17 protein-coding genes are annotated in these 16,821 nt (G+C 49.4%); 7 read left to right on the plus strand and 10 right to left on the minus strand.

Annotated features, from left to right (window positions below; all coding sequences use genetic code 11):
* Window positions 1-396: 396 nt before the first annotated feature.
* The 3 genes from argJ (at window position 397) to RGU75_RS09710 (ending at window position 3,094) form a co-directional block, all read left to right on the plus strand.
* Window positions 397-1,635: a bifunctional glutamate N-acetyltransferase/amino-acid acetyltransferase ArgJ gene (gene argJ, locus RGU75_RS09700; RefSeq protein ID WP_322235364.1), complete on the plus strand. Its 1,239-nt coding sequence runs from the start codon at window positions 397-399 to the stop codon at window positions 1,633-1,635.
* A 64-nt stretch (window positions 1,636-1,699) separates the two neighbouring features.
* A complete protein-coding gene (locus RGU75_RS09705; protein WP_322235366.1) occupies window positions 1,700-2,575 on the plus strand; it encodes an ATP-binding protein in 876 nt (291 codons plus the stop codon).
* A 69-nt stretch (window positions 2,576-2,644) separates the two neighbouring features.
* Window positions 2,645-3,094, plus strand: a complete 450-nt coding sequence (locus RGU75_RS09710; RefSeq protein ID WP_322235368.1) for an NUDIX domain-containing protein — start codon at window positions 2,645-2,647, stop codon at window positions 3,092-3,094.
* Between the two features lie 86 nt (window positions 3,095-3,180).
* On the opposite strand, the gene yacG is transcribed toward RGU75_RS09710, so the two are convergent.
* The 4 genes from yacG to RGU75_RS09730 form a co-directional block, all read right to left on the minus strand.
* A complete protein-coding gene (yacG, locus tag RGU75_RS09715; protein WP_322235371.1) occupies window positions 3,181-3,366 on the minus strand; it encodes a DNA gyrase inhibitor YacG in 186 nt (61 codons plus the stop codon).
* Window positions 3,367-3,384: 18 nt separating this feature from the next.
* On the minus strand, window positions 3,385-4,140 hold the full coding sequence (gene zapD / locus RGU75_RS09720) for a cell division protein ZapD (RefSeq protein WP_322235373.1): 756 nt from the start codon (window positions 4,138-4,140) through the stop codon (window positions 3,385-3,387).
* Between the two features lie 84 nt (window positions 4,141-4,224).
* A complete protein-coding gene (coaE, locus tag RGU75_RS09725) occupies window positions 4,225-4,881 on the minus strand; it encodes a dephospho-CoA kinase (protein WP_322235375.1) in 657 nt (218 codons plus the stop codon).
* Between the two features lie 7 nt (window positions 4,882-4,888).
* Window positions 4,889-5,779: an A24 family peptidase gene (locus tag RGU75_RS09730; RefSeq protein WP_322235376.1), complete on the minus strand. Its 891-nt coding sequence runs from the start codon at window positions 5,777-5,779 to the stop codon at window positions 4,889-4,891.
* A gap of 575 nt (window positions 5,780-6,354) precedes the next feature.
* On the opposite strand from RGU75_RS09730, the gene RGU75_RS09735 reads away from it, so the two are divergent.
* The 3 genes from RGU75_RS09735 (at window position 6,355) to RGU75_RS09745 (ending at window position 9,514) form a co-directional block, all read left to right on the plus strand.
* Window positions 6,355-7,254, plus strand: coding sequence for a LysR family transcriptional regulator (locus RGU75_RS09735; RefSeq protein WP_322235379.1), 900 nt, complete (start codon window positions 6,355-6,357; stop codon window positions 7,252-7,254).
* A gap of 368 nt (window positions 7,255-7,622) precedes the next feature.
* Window positions 7,623-8,831 carry a molybdopterin-dependent oxidoreductase gene (locus tag RGU75_RS09740; RefSeq protein WP_322240395.1) on the plus strand — a complete coding sequence of 403 codons (1,209 nt, stop codon included), beginning with the start codon at window positions 7,623-7,625 and terminating at the stop codon, window positions 8,829-8,831.
* A gap of 11 nt (window positions 8,832-8,842) precedes the next feature.
* Window positions 8,843-9,514, plus strand: a complete 672-nt coding sequence (locus tag RGU75_RS09745; protein WP_322235381.1) for a c-type cytochrome — start codon at window positions 8,843-8,845, stop codon at window positions 9,512-9,514.
* A 103-nt stretch (window positions 9,515-9,617) separates the two neighbouring features.
* Here RGU75_RS09745 and RGU75_RS09750 read toward each other — a convergent pair whose 3' ends face one another.
* A complete protein-coding gene (locus RGU75_RS09750; protein WP_322235384.1) occupies window positions 9,618-9,944 on the minus strand; it encodes a hypothetical protein in 327 nt (108 codons plus the stop codon).
* Window positions 9,945-10,074: 130 nt separating this feature from the next.
* Window positions 10,075-10,287: a hypothetical protein gene (locus tag RGU75_RS09755; protein ID WP_322235386.1), complete on the minus strand. Its 213-nt coding sequence runs from the start codon at window positions 10,285-10,287 to the stop codon at window positions 10,075-10,077.
* Between the two features lie 324 nt (window positions 10,288-10,611).
* Between RGU75_RS09755 and RGU75_RS09760 the strand changes: the two genes are divergently transcribed.
* Window positions 10,612-11,418 carry an SDR family oxidoreductase gene (locus RGU75_RS09760; RefSeq protein WP_322240398.1) on the plus strand — a complete coding sequence of 269 codons (807 nt, stop codon included), beginning with the start codon at window positions 10,612-10,614 and terminating at the stop codon, window positions 11,416-11,418.
* On the opposite strand, the gene RGU75_RS09765 is transcribed toward RGU75_RS09760, so the two are convergent.
* From RGU75_RS09765 to RGU75_RS09780, 4 genes are all read right to left on the minus strand, one after another.
* The gene (locus RGU75_RS09765; RefSeq protein WP_322235389.1) at window positions 11,408-11,902 is read right to left on the minus strand and encodes a hypothetical protein; all 495 of its coding nucleotides are present in this window, start codon (window positions 11,900-11,902) and stop codon (window positions 11,408-11,410) included. The two genes, RGU75_RS09760 and RGU75_RS09765, sit on opposite strands and share 11 nt — an antisense overlap.
* 52 nt (window positions 11,903-11,954) lie before the next feature.
* Window positions 11,955-13,196: a type II secretion system F family protein gene (locus tag RGU75_RS09770; RefSeq protein WP_322235392.1), complete on the minus strand. Its 1,242-nt coding sequence runs from the start codon at window positions 13,194-13,196 to the stop codon at window positions 11,955-11,957.
* Between the two features lie 148 nt (window positions 13,197-13,344).
* Window positions 13,345-15,066: a type IV-A pilus assembly ATPase PilB gene (pilB, locus tag RGU75_RS09775; RefSeq protein ID WP_322235394.1), complete on the minus strand. Its 1,722-nt coding sequence runs from the start codon at window positions 15,064-15,066 to the stop codon at window positions 13,345-13,347.
* Between the two features lie 251 nt (window positions 15,067-15,317).
* A complete protein-coding gene (locus tag RGU75_RS09780; protein ID WP_322235397.1) occupies window positions 15,318-16,610 on the minus strand; it encodes an HlyC/CorC family transporter in 1,293 nt (430 codons plus the stop codon).
* Window positions 16,611-16,821 lie beyond the last annotated feature (211 nt).

Genomic DNA, 16,821 nt, shown 5'->3' on the forward strand with positions numbered 1-16,821 from the left:
GTAAAGGCCGTTATCACCTGCGTTGTCTTTAAGCAGAGCGTATGCGCCACCTTTCAAACTGCAAGTGGTGTCCAACTCGTTGCGAAGTTGCTTAGATGCTGCCCTTAAGTCGCTTTTAAGTTGATTTTAAGCTGCTCCTAGCTGCAAAAAAAAGTGAAGGCAGAGCCGGGAAACCAGCTCTGCCTTTTTTTCCGCCCTGCCAGTGCCATCGATTGCACCGATTCCTGCTTATCCGATTTAAAATAGCTGCCTTGATTGATCGCAGTACGCACATTTTTTATCTGTTATGCATAGTTAGCGGCATTATTTCAGCGGCATGAAGGCTAATGGCTATGGCGCAAGATGCGGAACAGATTTTAGCTACTTTTCTTTTTATTTTCCCCGCAAAGGATTCTCATGGCCGTCAATTCCCCCATTCCCGTTGCTTCTGATCTGAAGCCCGTAGCCGGTATTGAACTCGGTTATACAGAAGCCGGTGTGCGCAAAGCTAATCGTAAGGATTTACTGGTCATGAAACTGGCCCCAACGGCGACCGTCGCTGGTGTTTTTACGCTGAATCGATTTTGTGCCGCGCCGGTTCAGGTCAGTAAAGCCCATCTTGAGGCTGCACGCGTGTCAGGTGAGCCGATTTGTGCGTTAGTCATTAACACAGGCAATGCGAACGCTGGCACTGGCGAAATGGGTCTGGCAGCGGCCAATAGAACCTGTGTCGCATTAGCGGAACTGATTGGATGCAATCCAGCCCAAGTTTTGCCATTTTCAACTGGCGTCATTTTGGAGCCTTTACCGGTGGATCGGATCGAAGCTGGGTTGCCAGGCGCGCTTAACAATCTGTGCGCTGATAATTGGTTCAATGCCGCAGAAACCATCATGACCACCGATACGCAGCCTAAAGCGGCATCGCAAACTGTGATCGTCGCTGGAAAGAAGGTCACAATGACTGGTATTAGCAAGGGCGCTGGCATGATCAAGCCAAACATGGCCACCATGCTTGGTTTTCTGGCAATGGATGCCAAAGTCGCGCAACCAGTATTGGATCGCCTAGTCAAGCAAGCGGCTGACCAATCTTTTAATTGCATCACCATTGATGGCGATACGTCGACCAACGACTCCTTCATGCTGATTGCAACGGGCTTGGGCGAGTTGGAGGTCAACAGCTTTGATTCGCCTGAATATAGCGCGCTGGCAGCGGCCGTGACTGAGTTGTCGCAGCGTTTGGCGCAAGCCATTATTCGCGATGGCGAAGGAGCGACTAAATTCATTACCGTTACGGTAGAAGATGGTTTGAATGTTGAGGAATGCAGGAAGATTGCCTATTCAATAGGGCATTCACCGCTGGTTAAAACTGCTTTTTTTGCTTCCGATCCTAACCTCGGCCGGATTCTGGCAGCGATCGGCTACGCTGGCGTTGATGACCTTAATGTCGAAAAAATAAATCTTTATCTCGATGATGTCTGGGTCGCCCAAAATGGTGGACGCAATCCTGATTATCTGGAGGAAGACGGTCAACGGGTAATGAAGCAAAGCGAAATCACTGTGCGCGTGAATCTTGGGCGCGGTGACGCCACAGCGACCATCTGGACCTGCGACCTTTCGCACGAATATGTCACCATTAATGCCGATTACCGCTCTTGATTGACTGATGGCGATCCATCGGACTCAATTTCCATCGCCGTTTGAATAACTGGATTGACTTTATATGACGCAATTAGACCAATTCCTACTCCGTGCTGAATCTATGCTGGCACGTCTTGAGGCAATTTTACCCAGCGCCAATGCCGAACCTGACTGGCAGTCGGCAATCGCCTTTCGCTGGCGTCAACGCAACGGTAGTCAAGGCGGTGGCTATTTGCAGGCGGTGCGTCATATATCGAATATCGGCTTATCGGACCTGCACAATATCACCCCGCAAAAGACGCAGATTGACCAGAACACCCGTCAATTCGTTGATGGCAAACCGGCTAATAATGTACTGCTTACCGGTGCTCGTGGTACCGGCAAATCGTCGCTCATCAAGGCGTGTCTGAATCATTACGCTGATCAGGGCTTACGTTTGATCGAAGTCGACAAGGATCACCTTTCGGATCTGCCGGACATTGTCGATTTGGTTGCTGGTCGTGCCGAGCGCTTCATCATTTTTTGCGATGATTTATCGTTTGAAGAAGGCGAGAGCGGCTATAAGGCGCTGAAGGTCGCGCTCGATGGCAGCATTGCGACGCAATCGGACAACGTATTGATTTACGCCACGTCCAATCGTCGTCATCTGTTGCCTGAGAAAATGTCAGACAACACCTCTTACAAAACGACCGAGGATGGCGATTTACATCCAGGTGAGACCGTTGAAGAAAAAATTTCACTTTCTGAGCGGTTTGGTTTGTGGGTGACGTTTTATCCGTTTAAGCAGGATGATTATCTGGATATTGTGGCGCACTGGCTTGGCCATTTCGGCTGTAACGCCGCGCAAATTGCAGATGCGCAAGGCGATGCGCTGCGCTGGGCCTTGCAGCGTGGGTCGCGTTCGGGCCGGATAGCGTGGCAATTTGCCAAGGATCATTCCGGTCGGATGACGTCATGAATGTTGGCTAATAACTGAGTACTAACTACTAAACACTAACGGTGGTCATCAAACAATGGTATCAAAATAATGACAGCGAACAGTGCACCCATTAACGTCGCAGTGGGTATTTTGATGCGGCCCAATGGAGATGTTTTGTTGGGCCAGCGGCCAGAGGGAAAACCTTACGCCGGCTATTGGGAGTTTCCGGGCGGGAAAGTTGAAAGCGGAGAAACGATCTTTGCAGCGCTGCAACGGGAGTTCATGGAAGAATTAGGCGTCGAGATCATCTCGGCCGAACCATGGTGTGGCGTGCAGCATCAATATCCCCATGCAAACGTGCGATTGCATTTTTACGTGAGCAGGGATTGGCGTGGCGAACCCCAAAGTCTCGAAGATCAGGCGTTTGCCTGGCAAGGCAGCGTTGCGGTAGAGCCGTTGCTTGAGGCGACCATTCCGTTAATTGCATGGTTGGATCAACTACGAACAGTAGCAACGACGACAGCGAGTAGTTTGGATGAAAGATTGACAATTGGCTAGCGCCCATGAGGTCAATGATAGCTTACAAGCAACGCACAAACTAGCGCTAGAGAAGCTGCTTTGGCGTTTGCTCCTTGCGGTGAACGCTATTGCGCCAGCTTATTGTCGTCATCAATATCATCTGGCGGGTTGACCGCCGGAATTGTGTATTTCTCTTCGGCCCATGCGCCAAGATCAATTTGCTTGCATCGCTCAGAACAAAAAGGGCGAAATTTGTTGGCTTCGGTCCATTCAACTTTGGCGCCGCAGGTAGGACAATCGACAATAGCCATATATTCAGAAATCTTAAATCAAAAATTGCAAAGAGTCAGTTCGAACGGGACTTCACCTTCGAAAGCTTTAGGTTTGAGGTCGCCGCCCTGAGACGTATAGCGTATCCAAAGCATGTATTTATTGGCAGATATTTCAGGGATTGCACCGAGTTCCTCATCGAGCGTTATACGCAACATCTGATAAGACTTGCCTTGCAGCATTTGCTGATAGCTACCGTTATCGGCGCTGATTTTGATTGGGTGGCCGGTCTCGCGAAGCAAGCGCAAAACGATGCCAATTGCATCAAATAGTGGGGCAAGCGGCGCAAACCAACTTAGGATGTCTGCGTAGCGTTTTTCCGCGGAATGCTGTTGCCATGCGTAGTATGACGGCAAATCGAATTCACATGCGCCGCCTGGAATAATGGTGCGACCGCGAATACTCATTAACCATTCGTTTTCACGGATATGCTGACCAGTTTTGCCCTGCATTCCCTTCAATGCCTCGCTGGTTTGATCCAGTTCGTCCAGCACCGCGTCCAGCATTTCGGGGAGTACGTTTGGATTTGAACGGAAGCCTAATAATGTTTGTCGCTGGCGCTCAAGTTCTTGCAGCAGGTCCATTTTCAGATCGGCGCGCCCGGCAACTTCCAGCATCTCGAAGATGGTGGATAGCGCGACGTGATGTTGTAAGGGACTTTCCTGACTGACAAAAAAAACGAATTTTTCGTGCAAGTCTTCCAGTCGCAACAACGTACGTATGCGCTCGTTGAAAGGATATTCGTAAACGATCAAAATGACATCCCTTTATGTGTGGGCACGACAAGTAGTGATTCTGACCGATGCGAAGCGAAATTACAAACTCTCCGCCATTTTTCTTTAGACCGGCGGTACTAAAGACAGGTAGAAAGCATGCAATTTATCCACTTGAGGCACCAATGCCGCAACATTAGAGTTGTTAAAAATAACATCATTTGCCACTTGCAAGCGCTGCGTCCGTGTTGCTTGTACGGCCATGATCGCTTGCACTTGTGATGCGGTCATCGTATTGCGTTGCATCACTCTTTCGATTTGCGTCTGCTCGTCACAATCAACGACTAATACGCGCGTTACGCGTTGTTTCCAGCTACCGGACTCCACTAATAACGGAATTCCCAACATCACGTAAAGCCCGCGCGCCGCCTGAATCTCCAGCGCAGTTCCGGCACGAATTAAAGGATGCAGGATTGCTTCGAGGCGCTGTTTGGCAGTGGCATCTGAAAATACAAGTTCGCGCATTTTTTTGCGATCCATGGCGCCGTTCGGCGCAATGAAATCGCGACCAAATGCGGCGTGGATCGCTGCGATGCCAGCGCCATTGGCGGCAGTCAGCTGATGGGCGATCATATCAGTATCGATGACTGCAACGCCGCGCTCGGCAAACAGATTAGCAACGGTGGTTTTTCCGCTCCCGATACCGCCCGTTAAGCCGATTAAAAACGGCACAGGTAATATGGCGTCTAGTGGATTTGAATCCGATATCAAGGGTTGGGCCATGTTGAGGTTATACGACAAAACCGAAATAGGCTTCTAAAATCGGGTGGCCGTAGAGCAATGCAAGTAGTCCTGCTCCCGCCAGATAAGGTCCAAACGGAATAGGTTTGTCGCGCCCCCGACGGCTGAAAATGATCAGCAAAATTCCTACAAATGCGCCCACCAGCGACGAAAAAAGAATAATAACCGGTAGCATCTTCCAACCCAGCCATGCGCCTAAAGCGGCCAATAGCTTAAAGTCGCCATAACCCATGCCTTCTTTACCGGTTGTCAGCTTGAACAACCAATATATTGACCATAATGCAATATAACCAGCCGCGGCGCCGATAACCGCGTCGATTAACGGTACAAAGGTTCCACCAATATTAATGAGCAGACCACCCCATAATAAGCTCAAGGTCAGATCGTCTGGAAGCAATTGCGTATCGGCATCGATGAATGTCATGGCCAGCAAAAAATAGACGAACAGCAACGTTGCCAATCCCGTCCAGCCACTTCCAAACCGCCAGATCAGGAAGCCTGAAAGTAATCCGGTCACCAATTCGACGATAGGATAGCGTTTCGAAATAGGTGTCTTGCAGGACGCGCATTTGCCGCCTAATACGAGATAACTTATTACCGGAATGTTCTCCAGGGCACCGAGTTGGTGATGACATTGGGGGCAAGCGGAGCGGGGTAAGGTCAGATTGTAGCGATCAGTGTGCGGCAATTCCTTGCCACTTTCCTGCGCAACGTAGTTGTCGGATTCGCGTTGCATCATTTTGGGCAAGCGATGTATGACGACGTTTAAAAAACTGCCAATCAGCAATCCAAAAATAGCGGCAAATAGGGCGGGAATCAGACTTCCTGCGGGTGCAAATAAGACACCACCGAACGCGTTATTCTGTAAAAACTCATTCATCCGTGTGGTCGCTTTGAGAGGTTAGTGTGGCTTTATTCGTTTGGCAGATATTGCCTGGACCAATCGGTTTTATCATTCTGTGCTTTTTCGAATTTTAACATTGCGTTAGCCTCGCAATAATAAGAAAGGGGCAAAGCGTAAAAATTGATACGCAGCAAAATGCAATGGTAGTTTTATTACAGCACGGATAGGGGGGATAAGGTGATTTTAAACGGCAATGTTATGGGGTTTTCTTAATTTTCTCCATGCCATAAAGAGCTCGGAATATCGTTGGATACATCTCTTTAGCGAAGCAATAACCCCTCTAATCGAGGCCAAAGATCAAATAAGGCGCATGTGCTTTAAAAGAATATACCTAAATAATAGGTAGGTAATACAAATAATAATTGTTTTACAGGTATTGCATTCGACGTTATAGTTTTGAGCGATCAGAATGACAATCACCTTAAAGATCAACGCTTTACAAAAAGTGTCATGCGCCAAAAGTAGTACAACTAGCGATCCAGCAAATAATCGCAATGGATCAGAGTGGTTTTCTGGCTCATTAAAAATTTTTGAGGAAATGCATCAGGCCCATGCGACTGACCCTTAGACAATTGCAAATATTTCTTGCCGTGGCGCAAGAGGGAAGTACCACAGCGGCCTCAAATGCGGTTGCCTTGTCGCAGTCCGCGACCAGCGCGTCCTTAAATGAACTGGAGATGCTGTTAGGGATTCAATTATTTGACCGGGTTGGAAAACGTCTGTTACTCAATGATAACGGACGGTTGATGTTGTCGCAGGCGCGACAAATACTGGATGCGGCTATGACGATAGAACAACAATTTATGACCTCTATGGCGTCTACCGGTGGCGGCATGCGCATTGGTGCAAGTTCGACGATTGGCAGCTACTTATTGCCGACCATGCTTGCTAGTTCGATTCATCGCGATGCGGACAGCTATCCACGGATCACGATTGCCAATACGGCAGATATCACAACAGCGGTCAGCAATTTTGAGGTGGATATCGGACTTATTGAAGGTCCCAGCCACCGTTCAGATCTGGAAGTAGAACCGTGGATACGGGATGAGTTAATTATCGTCGCCGCACCGACGCATGCTCTTGTCGTGAGTAAGTCAGCCGGAAAAGTATCGTTAAAATCACTGCGGGGCGCAGGTTGGTTGATGCGTGAGGCAGGGTCTGGCACGCGTGAAGCAGTTGAATATGCGCTGCTACCCCATCTGCATTCAGTACGAACGGTATGCGAGTTCAGTAATTCCGAAGCGATCAAATATGCTGCGGCGGAAGGCTTGGGGCTGGCTTGCCTGTCACGTTGCGTGGTCAAAGATATTATTGAGATGGGACGATTGGTCGAGGTCAAAACAGTGCTGCCAGAACTGAACAGACAGTTTTATCTAGTACGTAGTAGATATAAAATCCTATCGCCTCGGTTGCTGCATTTTCACAAATTTTGTCAGGAATGGACCCGATAATACTGCATCAAAATGACAGCATTTTTGCTGCAATGTTTGTCCTAAGTGAGTTCTTCTGCAGAGTGTGTTGAGTCAATCCGTCGCCAGCTTGTGCCAGACCAGAAGGCAGGCGATTCAGTCAGGTTATATGTTTTAGCGAGCCATAAAACTATCACTACACGCGCAAAATCGTTCCAGCGGCATTACACCTTCTAACGTACTGTCTGCATGACTAAAACCCTATTGCGTAAGACCGAAATAACCATCACCAAATCAAGGAGATTTTATCCATGAACGCCAAGCTGAAAAACCTTGCCTTATCTGGCGAACCCGAAATATCCCCGCTGCCTGACCTATCCACGTTATCTCCAACTTCGCGGCGTCGCTTCATGCGCGGAGCGAGTTTGCTCGCAGCAGGTCTGGCGGCCAACCCGCTCGCAAGTCTCGCCGCAACCATCCAGGCCAAAGACGACGGCGTAACCTTTGCTGATGGTCCGCGGGAATTGATCGCCTATCCGCAAAAGCGTCCGCTGATTCGGGTTACGACCCGCCCACCACATTTAGAGACGCCATTCGAGGTATTTAATCACGGTCCTATTACGCCTAACGATGCGTTTTTTGTGCGCTATCATCTGGCAAATATTCCCACTTCGGTTGATCTGAAAACTTATCGACTGACGGTGACGGGACTGGTCAGCAAACCCTTGAGTCTCTCTCTGGCTGAGCTGAAATCATTGGCTGAACCGGTCGAAATAGTGGCCGTTAATCAGTGTTCAGGGAACAGTCGCGGCTTTTCATCGCCGCGTGTGTTTGGCGCACAGTTGGCGAATGGTGCCATGGGCAATGCGCGGTGGGTGGGCGTGCCACTCAAGACTGTACTTGAAAAAGCCGGTGTTGGCGCGGGAGCCAAACAAGTCACCTTTAACGGCCTCGATCAGCCGGTATTGCCCAGCACCTCAGATTTCAGAAAAGCGCTGGACGTCGAGCACGCGTTAAGTCCAGACGTGCTGCTTGCCTGGAGCATGAACGGAGAAGATCTTCCCTATTTGAACGGCTATCCTTTGAAACTGATAGTACCCGGTTATTTTGGTACTTACTGGATCAAGCATCTGTCCGAGATCGAAGTCATTGATCACACTTTTGACGGTCACGATGCCCTGTTCATGACTACCGCTTATCGTGTGCCGGATAACGACTGCATGTGCGTGGCGCCAGGCACAGCGCCTGATAAAACCAGACCAATCTCGACCTTGCCAATACGCAGTTTTATCACCAACGTCGCCAATGGCGGTGTATTGGCATCCGGTCGCATGGTGGAACTTAAGGGCATTGCTTTCGACAGCGGTGCTGGCCTGAGAACGGTCGATGTCTCTATCGATGGCGGACAGAGTTGGCAGCCCGCCAAACTCGGTCGTGATCTGGGACGCTATTCCTTCCGCGAGTGGAGTTTGCCGGTACGTTTCAGTCAACGCGGTAATGCCGTGTTGCAGGTGCGAGCCAGTAACAAGCAGGGCGAGGTACAGCCAGCCATTGCCAGCTGGAATCCCGGCGGATATCGACGCAATGTCATCGAATCGACCAACGTCACCATCGCTTAAGGAGAATGCTCATGAAACGTCTTGTAATTGCATGTGCTGGCCTCTCATTAGTCAGCGTTGCGCTGCTGGCACAGGCCGCACCTAACATCAATACACTGCCGCCCGAAACAGCAAAATTAACCTTCTCAGCTTTGCCCGGTTATATGATCGCGATGCAAAAATGTGCCATTTGCCATTCAGCCGATTATGTCAAATATCAACCGCCGGGGATGACGTTAACGCAATGGACCGCTGAGGTCGGTAAGATGCAGCATCTGTATGGCGCACCGGTCACCGATGACGATGTCAAAAAAATAGGTGCCTATCTGGCTGTGACTTATGGCACCGCCAAAGAAAGCGCTTTACCCGCAGAGCTGAAGACTGCTGCGGTTAACGCGCCTGAAACAGCGCTGAATCCCAGCGCTACGACGCCAGCTTTGCCGGTCGGAAAAAGTATCGATGCCAAAGCACTCCTTGCGGCTAATAGTTGCCTGAGTTGTCATGCCATCGACCAAAAAATCGTCGGTCCGTCCTATCACGATGTCGCACTCAAGTATCACGCTGATCCTGAAGCGGTAAGCAAACTTGAAACCAGTATTCGCAACGGCGGCGCTGGTAAATGGGGCGCGATTCCGATGCCCGCCTTTGCACAACTAAAGCCGGAAGAGCTGCGCGCATTGGCCGAGTTTGTGTTGAAGCAATAAATTTAACCATGTTGTGCAGACCGTTGCGCAACATGGTTAACGCTGCATTGCAGCGCAAACGCACCGCAACCACGGTTAAATGACCTTATCGATTAGTAATGCGTTATACAGCGTTAGTGCTGATGCGGTCATTCATTCTGTCGATACGACGTGCCGCCATTTCTGCGAGAAGTTGGGATGACGATAATGCGAGGCGCAGCAAGGTCTCGGTATCGAGATTGTTGAGCGTTGGCATCGTTCCATCATCTCTATCCGTATTACTCAAATGCGCCAGATCAATGCATGTTTTTACACCTTGGCAGATATCCACTGTCAGGGCATAAAATTGCGCATGCTCGTCGCCTTTAAGCTGAGGTAAAAGCCATGAAAACGATGTATGGAATGACTCTGTTGCGGAAGCTGACGGTGGAGTCCTGGATGGCTCGGTCATGATTGCACCTCGCACTTGGTGAGCAAGTTTGCGACAGCGTCGGCTTGGTTAAGTAATTTATCGAAGATTTGTAAATCAGATTGTCGGTGCGTGATGATTCTTTGCATTTGTGACTTCCGTAAGTGGCGGTTTAACCGCGCCCTTCCGGAAGGTATATAGCAGGGACAAAGACCGATACCCACAGCGACCGGCAACCCGAAGGTTCCCCACCATTGCCGACCAGTGACGGCGCAACAAAGGTAGAAGCACGAAACGGCATTACGCCGTATGTGCGCTGTAGGTAATTCAGGCGACTAAACCCGGTCCCCTTTTTCTCAGAGACGCGATGAGTATAGAGCAACATCGCGTCTTTTTGAAGCGCCAATTGTTATTCGGTACTGATCACCCATCTAATAGGCAACGCTATGGAAGCTACGTCGTCAGCCTATTTTTGTGCAACTAGAATTGCTTTTATGTCGGTCTGGGTAGTAGGATGGTTGGCCTTCTCAATTCAAGATAAATTGTTTTTGTGAAAACGAGATTGCGTGCAAGGTTATTGCAACCAACGCGGTTGCAGCGCATGGTATTTATCTCCTTCATAATTAATCATTTCAGCATCATAATCACCAATTTTCTGTCCTTACGCACACTGCTTATCGACCATTATCATATTCACAAAAGGGACTATATGAATACGCACGCACCATCTCGTGTTGCCGTCGTCACAGGAGGTGCCCGAGGGATTGGACGCGCCATTGGCGAATGGTTTCTTCGCCATGACTACAAGGTCGTCCTGTTGGATCGGGAAAACGCCATTCTGGACCAAACCGTGGCGGTGATCGATCGTCCCGATGATGTGTTAGCGGTCTACTGTGATGTGTCTGATCCTGCGCAGGTTGACCGGGCCGCCGGAGAAGTGATCGCAAGGTTCGGCCAGGTTGATGCGCTGGTGAATAACGCTGGCGTGGCTATCTTCAAGCCGACGCTAGAGATGTCCTTTGACGAGTGGCGCGCAATTATGGCAACGAATCTCGATGGCGTATTCCTTTGCTCGCAAGCCTTCGGCACGCTGATGGTGAACAACGGAGGCGGTGCTATCGTCAACATCGCATCAATCTCGGGCTTGAGAGCCAGCACGCTACGCATGGCTTACGGCACCAGCAAGGCTGCGCTGATCCACATGACAAAGCAGTACGCGGTCGAATTCGGCAGTGTCGGTGTGCGTGTCAATGCCGTCGCACCCGGTCCGGTCGAAACTGAAATGGCAAAGCTGGTCCACAGTGCGGCGATCCGTTCAGACTACTACGACGCCATTCCACTAGGCCGGTATGCCACCACCGAAGAGATGGCCAACGTCGTCGGATTTCTATGTAGCGACGAGGCCAGCTATGTCAACGGGCAGGTCGTGGCGGTTGATGGAGGCTTTGACGCCACCGGTGTTGGCCTCCCGACGCTGCGGCGGCAGAAAGCCGGGGCAGGGCAGACTAAAGAATAAAATCCGACGACACGATTCGGCAGGAGCCGTTTTGAAGGCGCAGTTCTTTGCGTTGAGAGGCGATATCGTGCATGACTTCGACCACGTATTGCCGTTGGCGCGGTGGTGCGCCAACCTTCTCAGGCATCAAGCTGGCAACTGCGATCGCCTTTTCCACGTTTCCGGTCAACGCCACTCCGCTAACAGAGCATTTCGAGCATCTGGTGCATTCTGGAAGCGTTGGCGGCTTCGGTCTGGTTTCCAGGCGGCCTATGCTAACCGCATCAACGGCATAACGGAGTTGGATTAACTCTCGCGGAAATGCAAGCGCTGCGGCCGTCCGCACAACATCAGCAATGTGGTTAGCAAACACACCAGCGATTACATATAATCCAATTGTCTTACTGCCAGTGGTTTCCTTCACTTTTCCGACCATAAACGGACTGAAGATGCTGCCTGGTTGACCAAATGAATTGATGAAAGCGATACCTGTTGCAGTCACCATCTGAAAGTCGTGCAGACAGTTTATGCAGTTCCATCTTGAAAGCTGCAAACATTCACACCACCGCACCGAGTTTAAAGATCGGCAAGTACATCGCAATGACAAGTCCGCCAATCAGGACGCCCAAGATGACCATAATCAAAGGTTCCATCAAACTCGACATGGATGCCACTGCATCATCCACTTCAGCCTCATAGAAGTCAGCGACTTTACCGAGCATTTGGTCGAGCGCACCGGACTCTTCACCGATTGAGACCATTTGCGTCACCATATTGGGGAACACTTCGGAGTTTTGCATGGCGACTGTCAAACTGGTACCTGTACTGACTTCACTTTGAATTTTTTTGGTCGCGTCCAGGTAGACTGCGTTGCCGGAAGCACCACCGACGGAGTCCAGCGACTCTACTAAAGGAACGCCCGCCGAAAACATAGTGGCAAGTGTGCGAGTCCAGCGTGCGATGGTCGCTTTACGTATTACGGCACCGAAGATGGGCGCTTTTAATAGGGCAACATCCATAAAGCGCTGTACTTTTAATGAGCGTCTCCATGATTGGAACAGCAGGTACAGTCCGCCGAAAATACCGCCAAAGATGAAGTACCAGTTTGCAACAAAGAAGTCGGATATCGCCATCACAACCAACGTTGGGCCGGGTAAGTCAGCGCCAAAGCTCGCGAATACGGTCTTGAACGCAGGAACGACCCAAATCATGATAACTGCGGTGACGACGAAGGCGACGACCAGGATTGATACCGGATAAAACATGGCCGATTTGATCTTACTTTTGATGGCGAGTGTTTTTTCTTTGTACGTGGCCAGACGCGCCAACAAATCTTCGAGAATACCTGCCTGTTCACCCGCGCCGACCAGATTGCAAAATAGTGGATCAAAGTAGAGCGGAAATTTTCGAAAGGCCTGATTCAGACTTGTGCCGGTTTCCACATCCGCCCGGATATCGTTAATTAGCTTCGACACAGATGGATTGGCATGTCCCTTGGCGACGATGTCAAATGATTGCAATAGCGGCACGCCAGCCTTCATCATTGTTGCCAATTGACGAGTGAATAACGCGACGTCTTTTTCGGAAATTCTTTTGCCGCTGCGGAATGTCTTTTTCTTTAGCTTGACGACCAAAATGCCTTGCCGGCGCAACGTAACATTGACCAGCGTTTCACCGCTGGCACGCATCTCACCGCGGACCAATCGTCCTTTTTTGTCTTTACCTTCCCAGGCGTAGATAAATTCTTTGACCTGGCGCGCACTTGTGGTGTTTCGCGCATTTGGTGTAGCAGTTGCCATGACTTTCTTCCTCTTTATCAGGGTTTACGCAAAATCATCCAAGTTGTTCAGATCGCTCTGGTTTCGCGGTAGTTGCTAACCTTACAGTTGCCATGTTTTCATTGGTATGTCGTACTGGAACGATATTGCGTAAGTCCTATTCATGCATCTAGTTATTGGTGCAGCCGAGCACTTCTTCGAGGCTGGTCATTCCTTGTTTGACCTTGATCAAACCTGATTGACGTAAAGTGCGGACTCCCTCCAGTTTTGCCTGTGCCTCAATTTCCAGCGCGGTACCATGCGTCAGAATGATACGTTCTAACGCTTCGGTAATCGGCATAATTTGATAGATACCAACGCGGCCCTTGTAGCCCGTGCCATTACAGCGCTCGCAGCCAAGCGGTTTATACGGCGTCCAGGTACCATCGAGATCATCCTCTGCGAGGCCTGCCTCGATCAGTGCTTCATCCGGAATAGAGACTGGTTGTTTACAACTACATAGTCGCCGCGCCAAACGTTGTGCAGTGATCAGGATCACGGATGACGCAATGTTGAATGGTGCTACACCCATGTTCATCAGTCGTGTCAGCGTTGATGGCGCATCGTTGGTATGCAACGTAGAAAAAACCATATGCCCGGTTTGCGCGGCTTTGATCGAAATATCCGCCGTCTCTAAATCGCGGATCTCACCAACCATGATGATGTCGGGATCTTGTCGCAGGAAAGCCTTAAGCGCCACTGGAAATGTCAGTCCGGTACGATCATTGATGCTCACCTGATTGACGCCGGGCAAGTTGATCTCGACCGGATCTTCAGCCGTCGATATGTTGATGCTGGGCTGATTGAGAATGTTCAGGCAGGTATAGAGGGAGACGGTTTTACCTGAACCGGTTGGTCCTGTGACCAGCACCATTCCATATGGCCGCTGGATGGCTTCCATCAAAATTTCTTTTTGCTCGGGATCATAACCAAGTGCATCGATCCCCATCTGGGCCTGACTTGCATCCAGAATCCGCATGACGATTTTTTCACCGAACAAGGTTGGTAAGGTACTTACACGAAAATCGATTGCACGGGTCTTGGACACAACAAGTCGCATGCGGCCATCCTGCGGCACGCGTTTTTCGGAGATATCCAGTTTTGACAAAACCTTGATGCGAGAGGCGAGTTTTTCTTTGATCGATAACGGTGGTTGGGCCATATCGCGTAAGACCCCATCTACACGGAAGCGAATGCGATAAAACTTTTCAAACGGTTCAAAATGAAGATCCGACGCACCTTGATTGATGGCATCGGTTAATATTTTTTGCAAAAAACGCACTACCGGCGCGTCGTCGATTTCATTGGGTGCATCAATCGCAAGCGGAGCGTCTTCCTCTACGAAGTTTATGTCGTCCGAAACCCCGATCATTTCGTTGAGGGTTTGCTCGTTGCTTTTCGTGTACTTTTGAATCTGTTTTAGTAAGGCGGGATGTTCGGCAATGATCGGTTCGACCATCAACTCTGTATGAAACTTGATTTGATCGAGCGCCTGCGTATTTGTTGGATCTGAAATCGCGACATAAATTTTGTTGCCGCGTTTTGCCAGGGCCAGAACTGACTGACTTTCCATCAACTTGGTGTCAATGGCTTTTGCAGGTAACAGACTTATATTAAAGGCGGCGAGATCCACAAGTGGATAGCCAAACGTTTCTGCGCAAAATTGCGCAAGGCCTGAGGCATCCAATTGCCCGCTTGCAAGCAATGCATCAATAAAGCGCATCTGTTCATTGCTGGCGGTTTTATGTAAGCCGTCAACTTGATCGACTGTCAGTCGTCCGGCCTGCACCAGTGCACGCGCCAATCCGGACATTGGACTGCTTAGATTAATATTAGGAAGAACTGCAACCATAGAAAATTTACGTAAAAAGAGCTACTCGGGCAACCGCCATACCGACGATCATGCCTTTGCGAAACTGTTCTGTAAAGACTTTGTGCGCGATTCTGTCGTAGTTTTAGGCGATTACTTAAGTAACGTGTTGTTATAAAGTTGTCTATAGTAAATAACATCCTTTACTTAATAGTCTGACTAGTTAAATCCTGTCGCAAGTCACTAGCCAGATTGCCATGCGAAGAGTTGCATGCTTTATAACGCGGGATGGGCTATTTGCTGCGTAAGTGGTTGGCAGGACGAATGAGCTTGGCGACCTTGATTGCCTGATTCTGTACTTGCGTGATTTCGATCACACAACCAGAAATTTTGACGCTGACGGTATTTTCAGGAATATCCTGAAGCCATTCGAGTACCAACCCATTGAGTGTTTTAGGTCCGTCGATCGGAAAGTTTAAGCCCAGACGTTTGTTGATATCACGCAACGATGTGACGCCCTCAAGACGGCATTCACCTTTATCATTCCAACCAAAACTATCAGCGCGCGCGGCACCTGGTTTGGAGGTTGTGAACTCGCCGATCATTTCTTCGATAATATCTTCTAGTGTTACCAGGCCATGCACTTCACCATATTCATCAACGACGATTCCGAGGCGCTCATGGTTTTCTTGAAAGTATTGCAATTGGGTAAAGACGTCGGTGCCTTCCGGTACGAAATACGGCGGTGTTAGCAGTGCGCGAAAATGGTCAACGGTGAGTTCGTCCTCTTGGTTGAGGAGTGCCATTGCCTTGCGCACGTGCAAAATGCCAACGATCTGGTTGATTTCACCTTCATATACCGGCAATTTGTTGTGATAACAGGTTGTTAATTGATGCTGAATTTCCTCTACCGAAACCGATAGATTCAATGCTTCGACCTGTGCTCGGGGTGTCATCACATCTTCGACCGAGATTTTTTCGAGATCGAACAGATTTAATAGAATGCTTTTATGTTTTTGCGGCATAAAATTGCCGCCCTCTAGAACGATTGAACGCAACTCTTCCGGCGATACACGCAAATCCTGAGCGTGCTTGCCGGTCTTGATGCGCAATACTTTTAATATGCCGGATACAAATAAGTTGACGAACCAGATAATGGGTTTAACCAACGTCATTAAGGGTTTCAGTATGAAGCTGGTGAAAAGGGCGATACGCTCGGGATAGGTCGCGCCAATGACTTTGGGTGTGATTTCACCAAATACAATTAACAGGAACGCAACGCAAGCGGTCGCGATGGTGATGACTTTTTGGTGATTGCCAAATGTATTGATGGCAATGGCAGTCACCAACGCCGTGGCAAGCGCGTTCACCAACGTATTGATGATGAGAATAAGGGATAACAGTTTGTCGGTGCGGTCAAGCAACCACATTGTGGTAGTCGCCGCTTTGCTTCCACGTTTGGAAAGGTGCCGCAGACGATGTTTGTTGGCCGCCATCAGCGCTGTTTCCGACATGGCGAAAAAAGCCGACAATAAAATTAGTAAACCAAGTGCAAGAAATTGCACCCATAAGGGAACGGCATCCAAAGGGTCACCGTATAAGGTATGTGGAAGGGAAAGTAGAGATGGTCATTTTTACATGGAGTGAAAGATGTTGAGTTAAAAAAGCAACTCTTTTCTTGAGGTCGGATTACATACAAACACATTATGCGATCCAGAACTTCACTCCGGTATTCCTTATTTTCCTGAATGGATACTACTTGTTGTGATAGCACTGGTGAGAGGCTTTGAGCGCACT

Origin of the sequence: Glaciimonas sp. CA11.2, from assembly GCF_034314045.1 — a bacterium.
Classification (GTDB): Bacteria; Pseudomonadota; Gammaproteobacteria; order Burkholderiales; family Burkholderiaceae_D; genus Glaciimonas.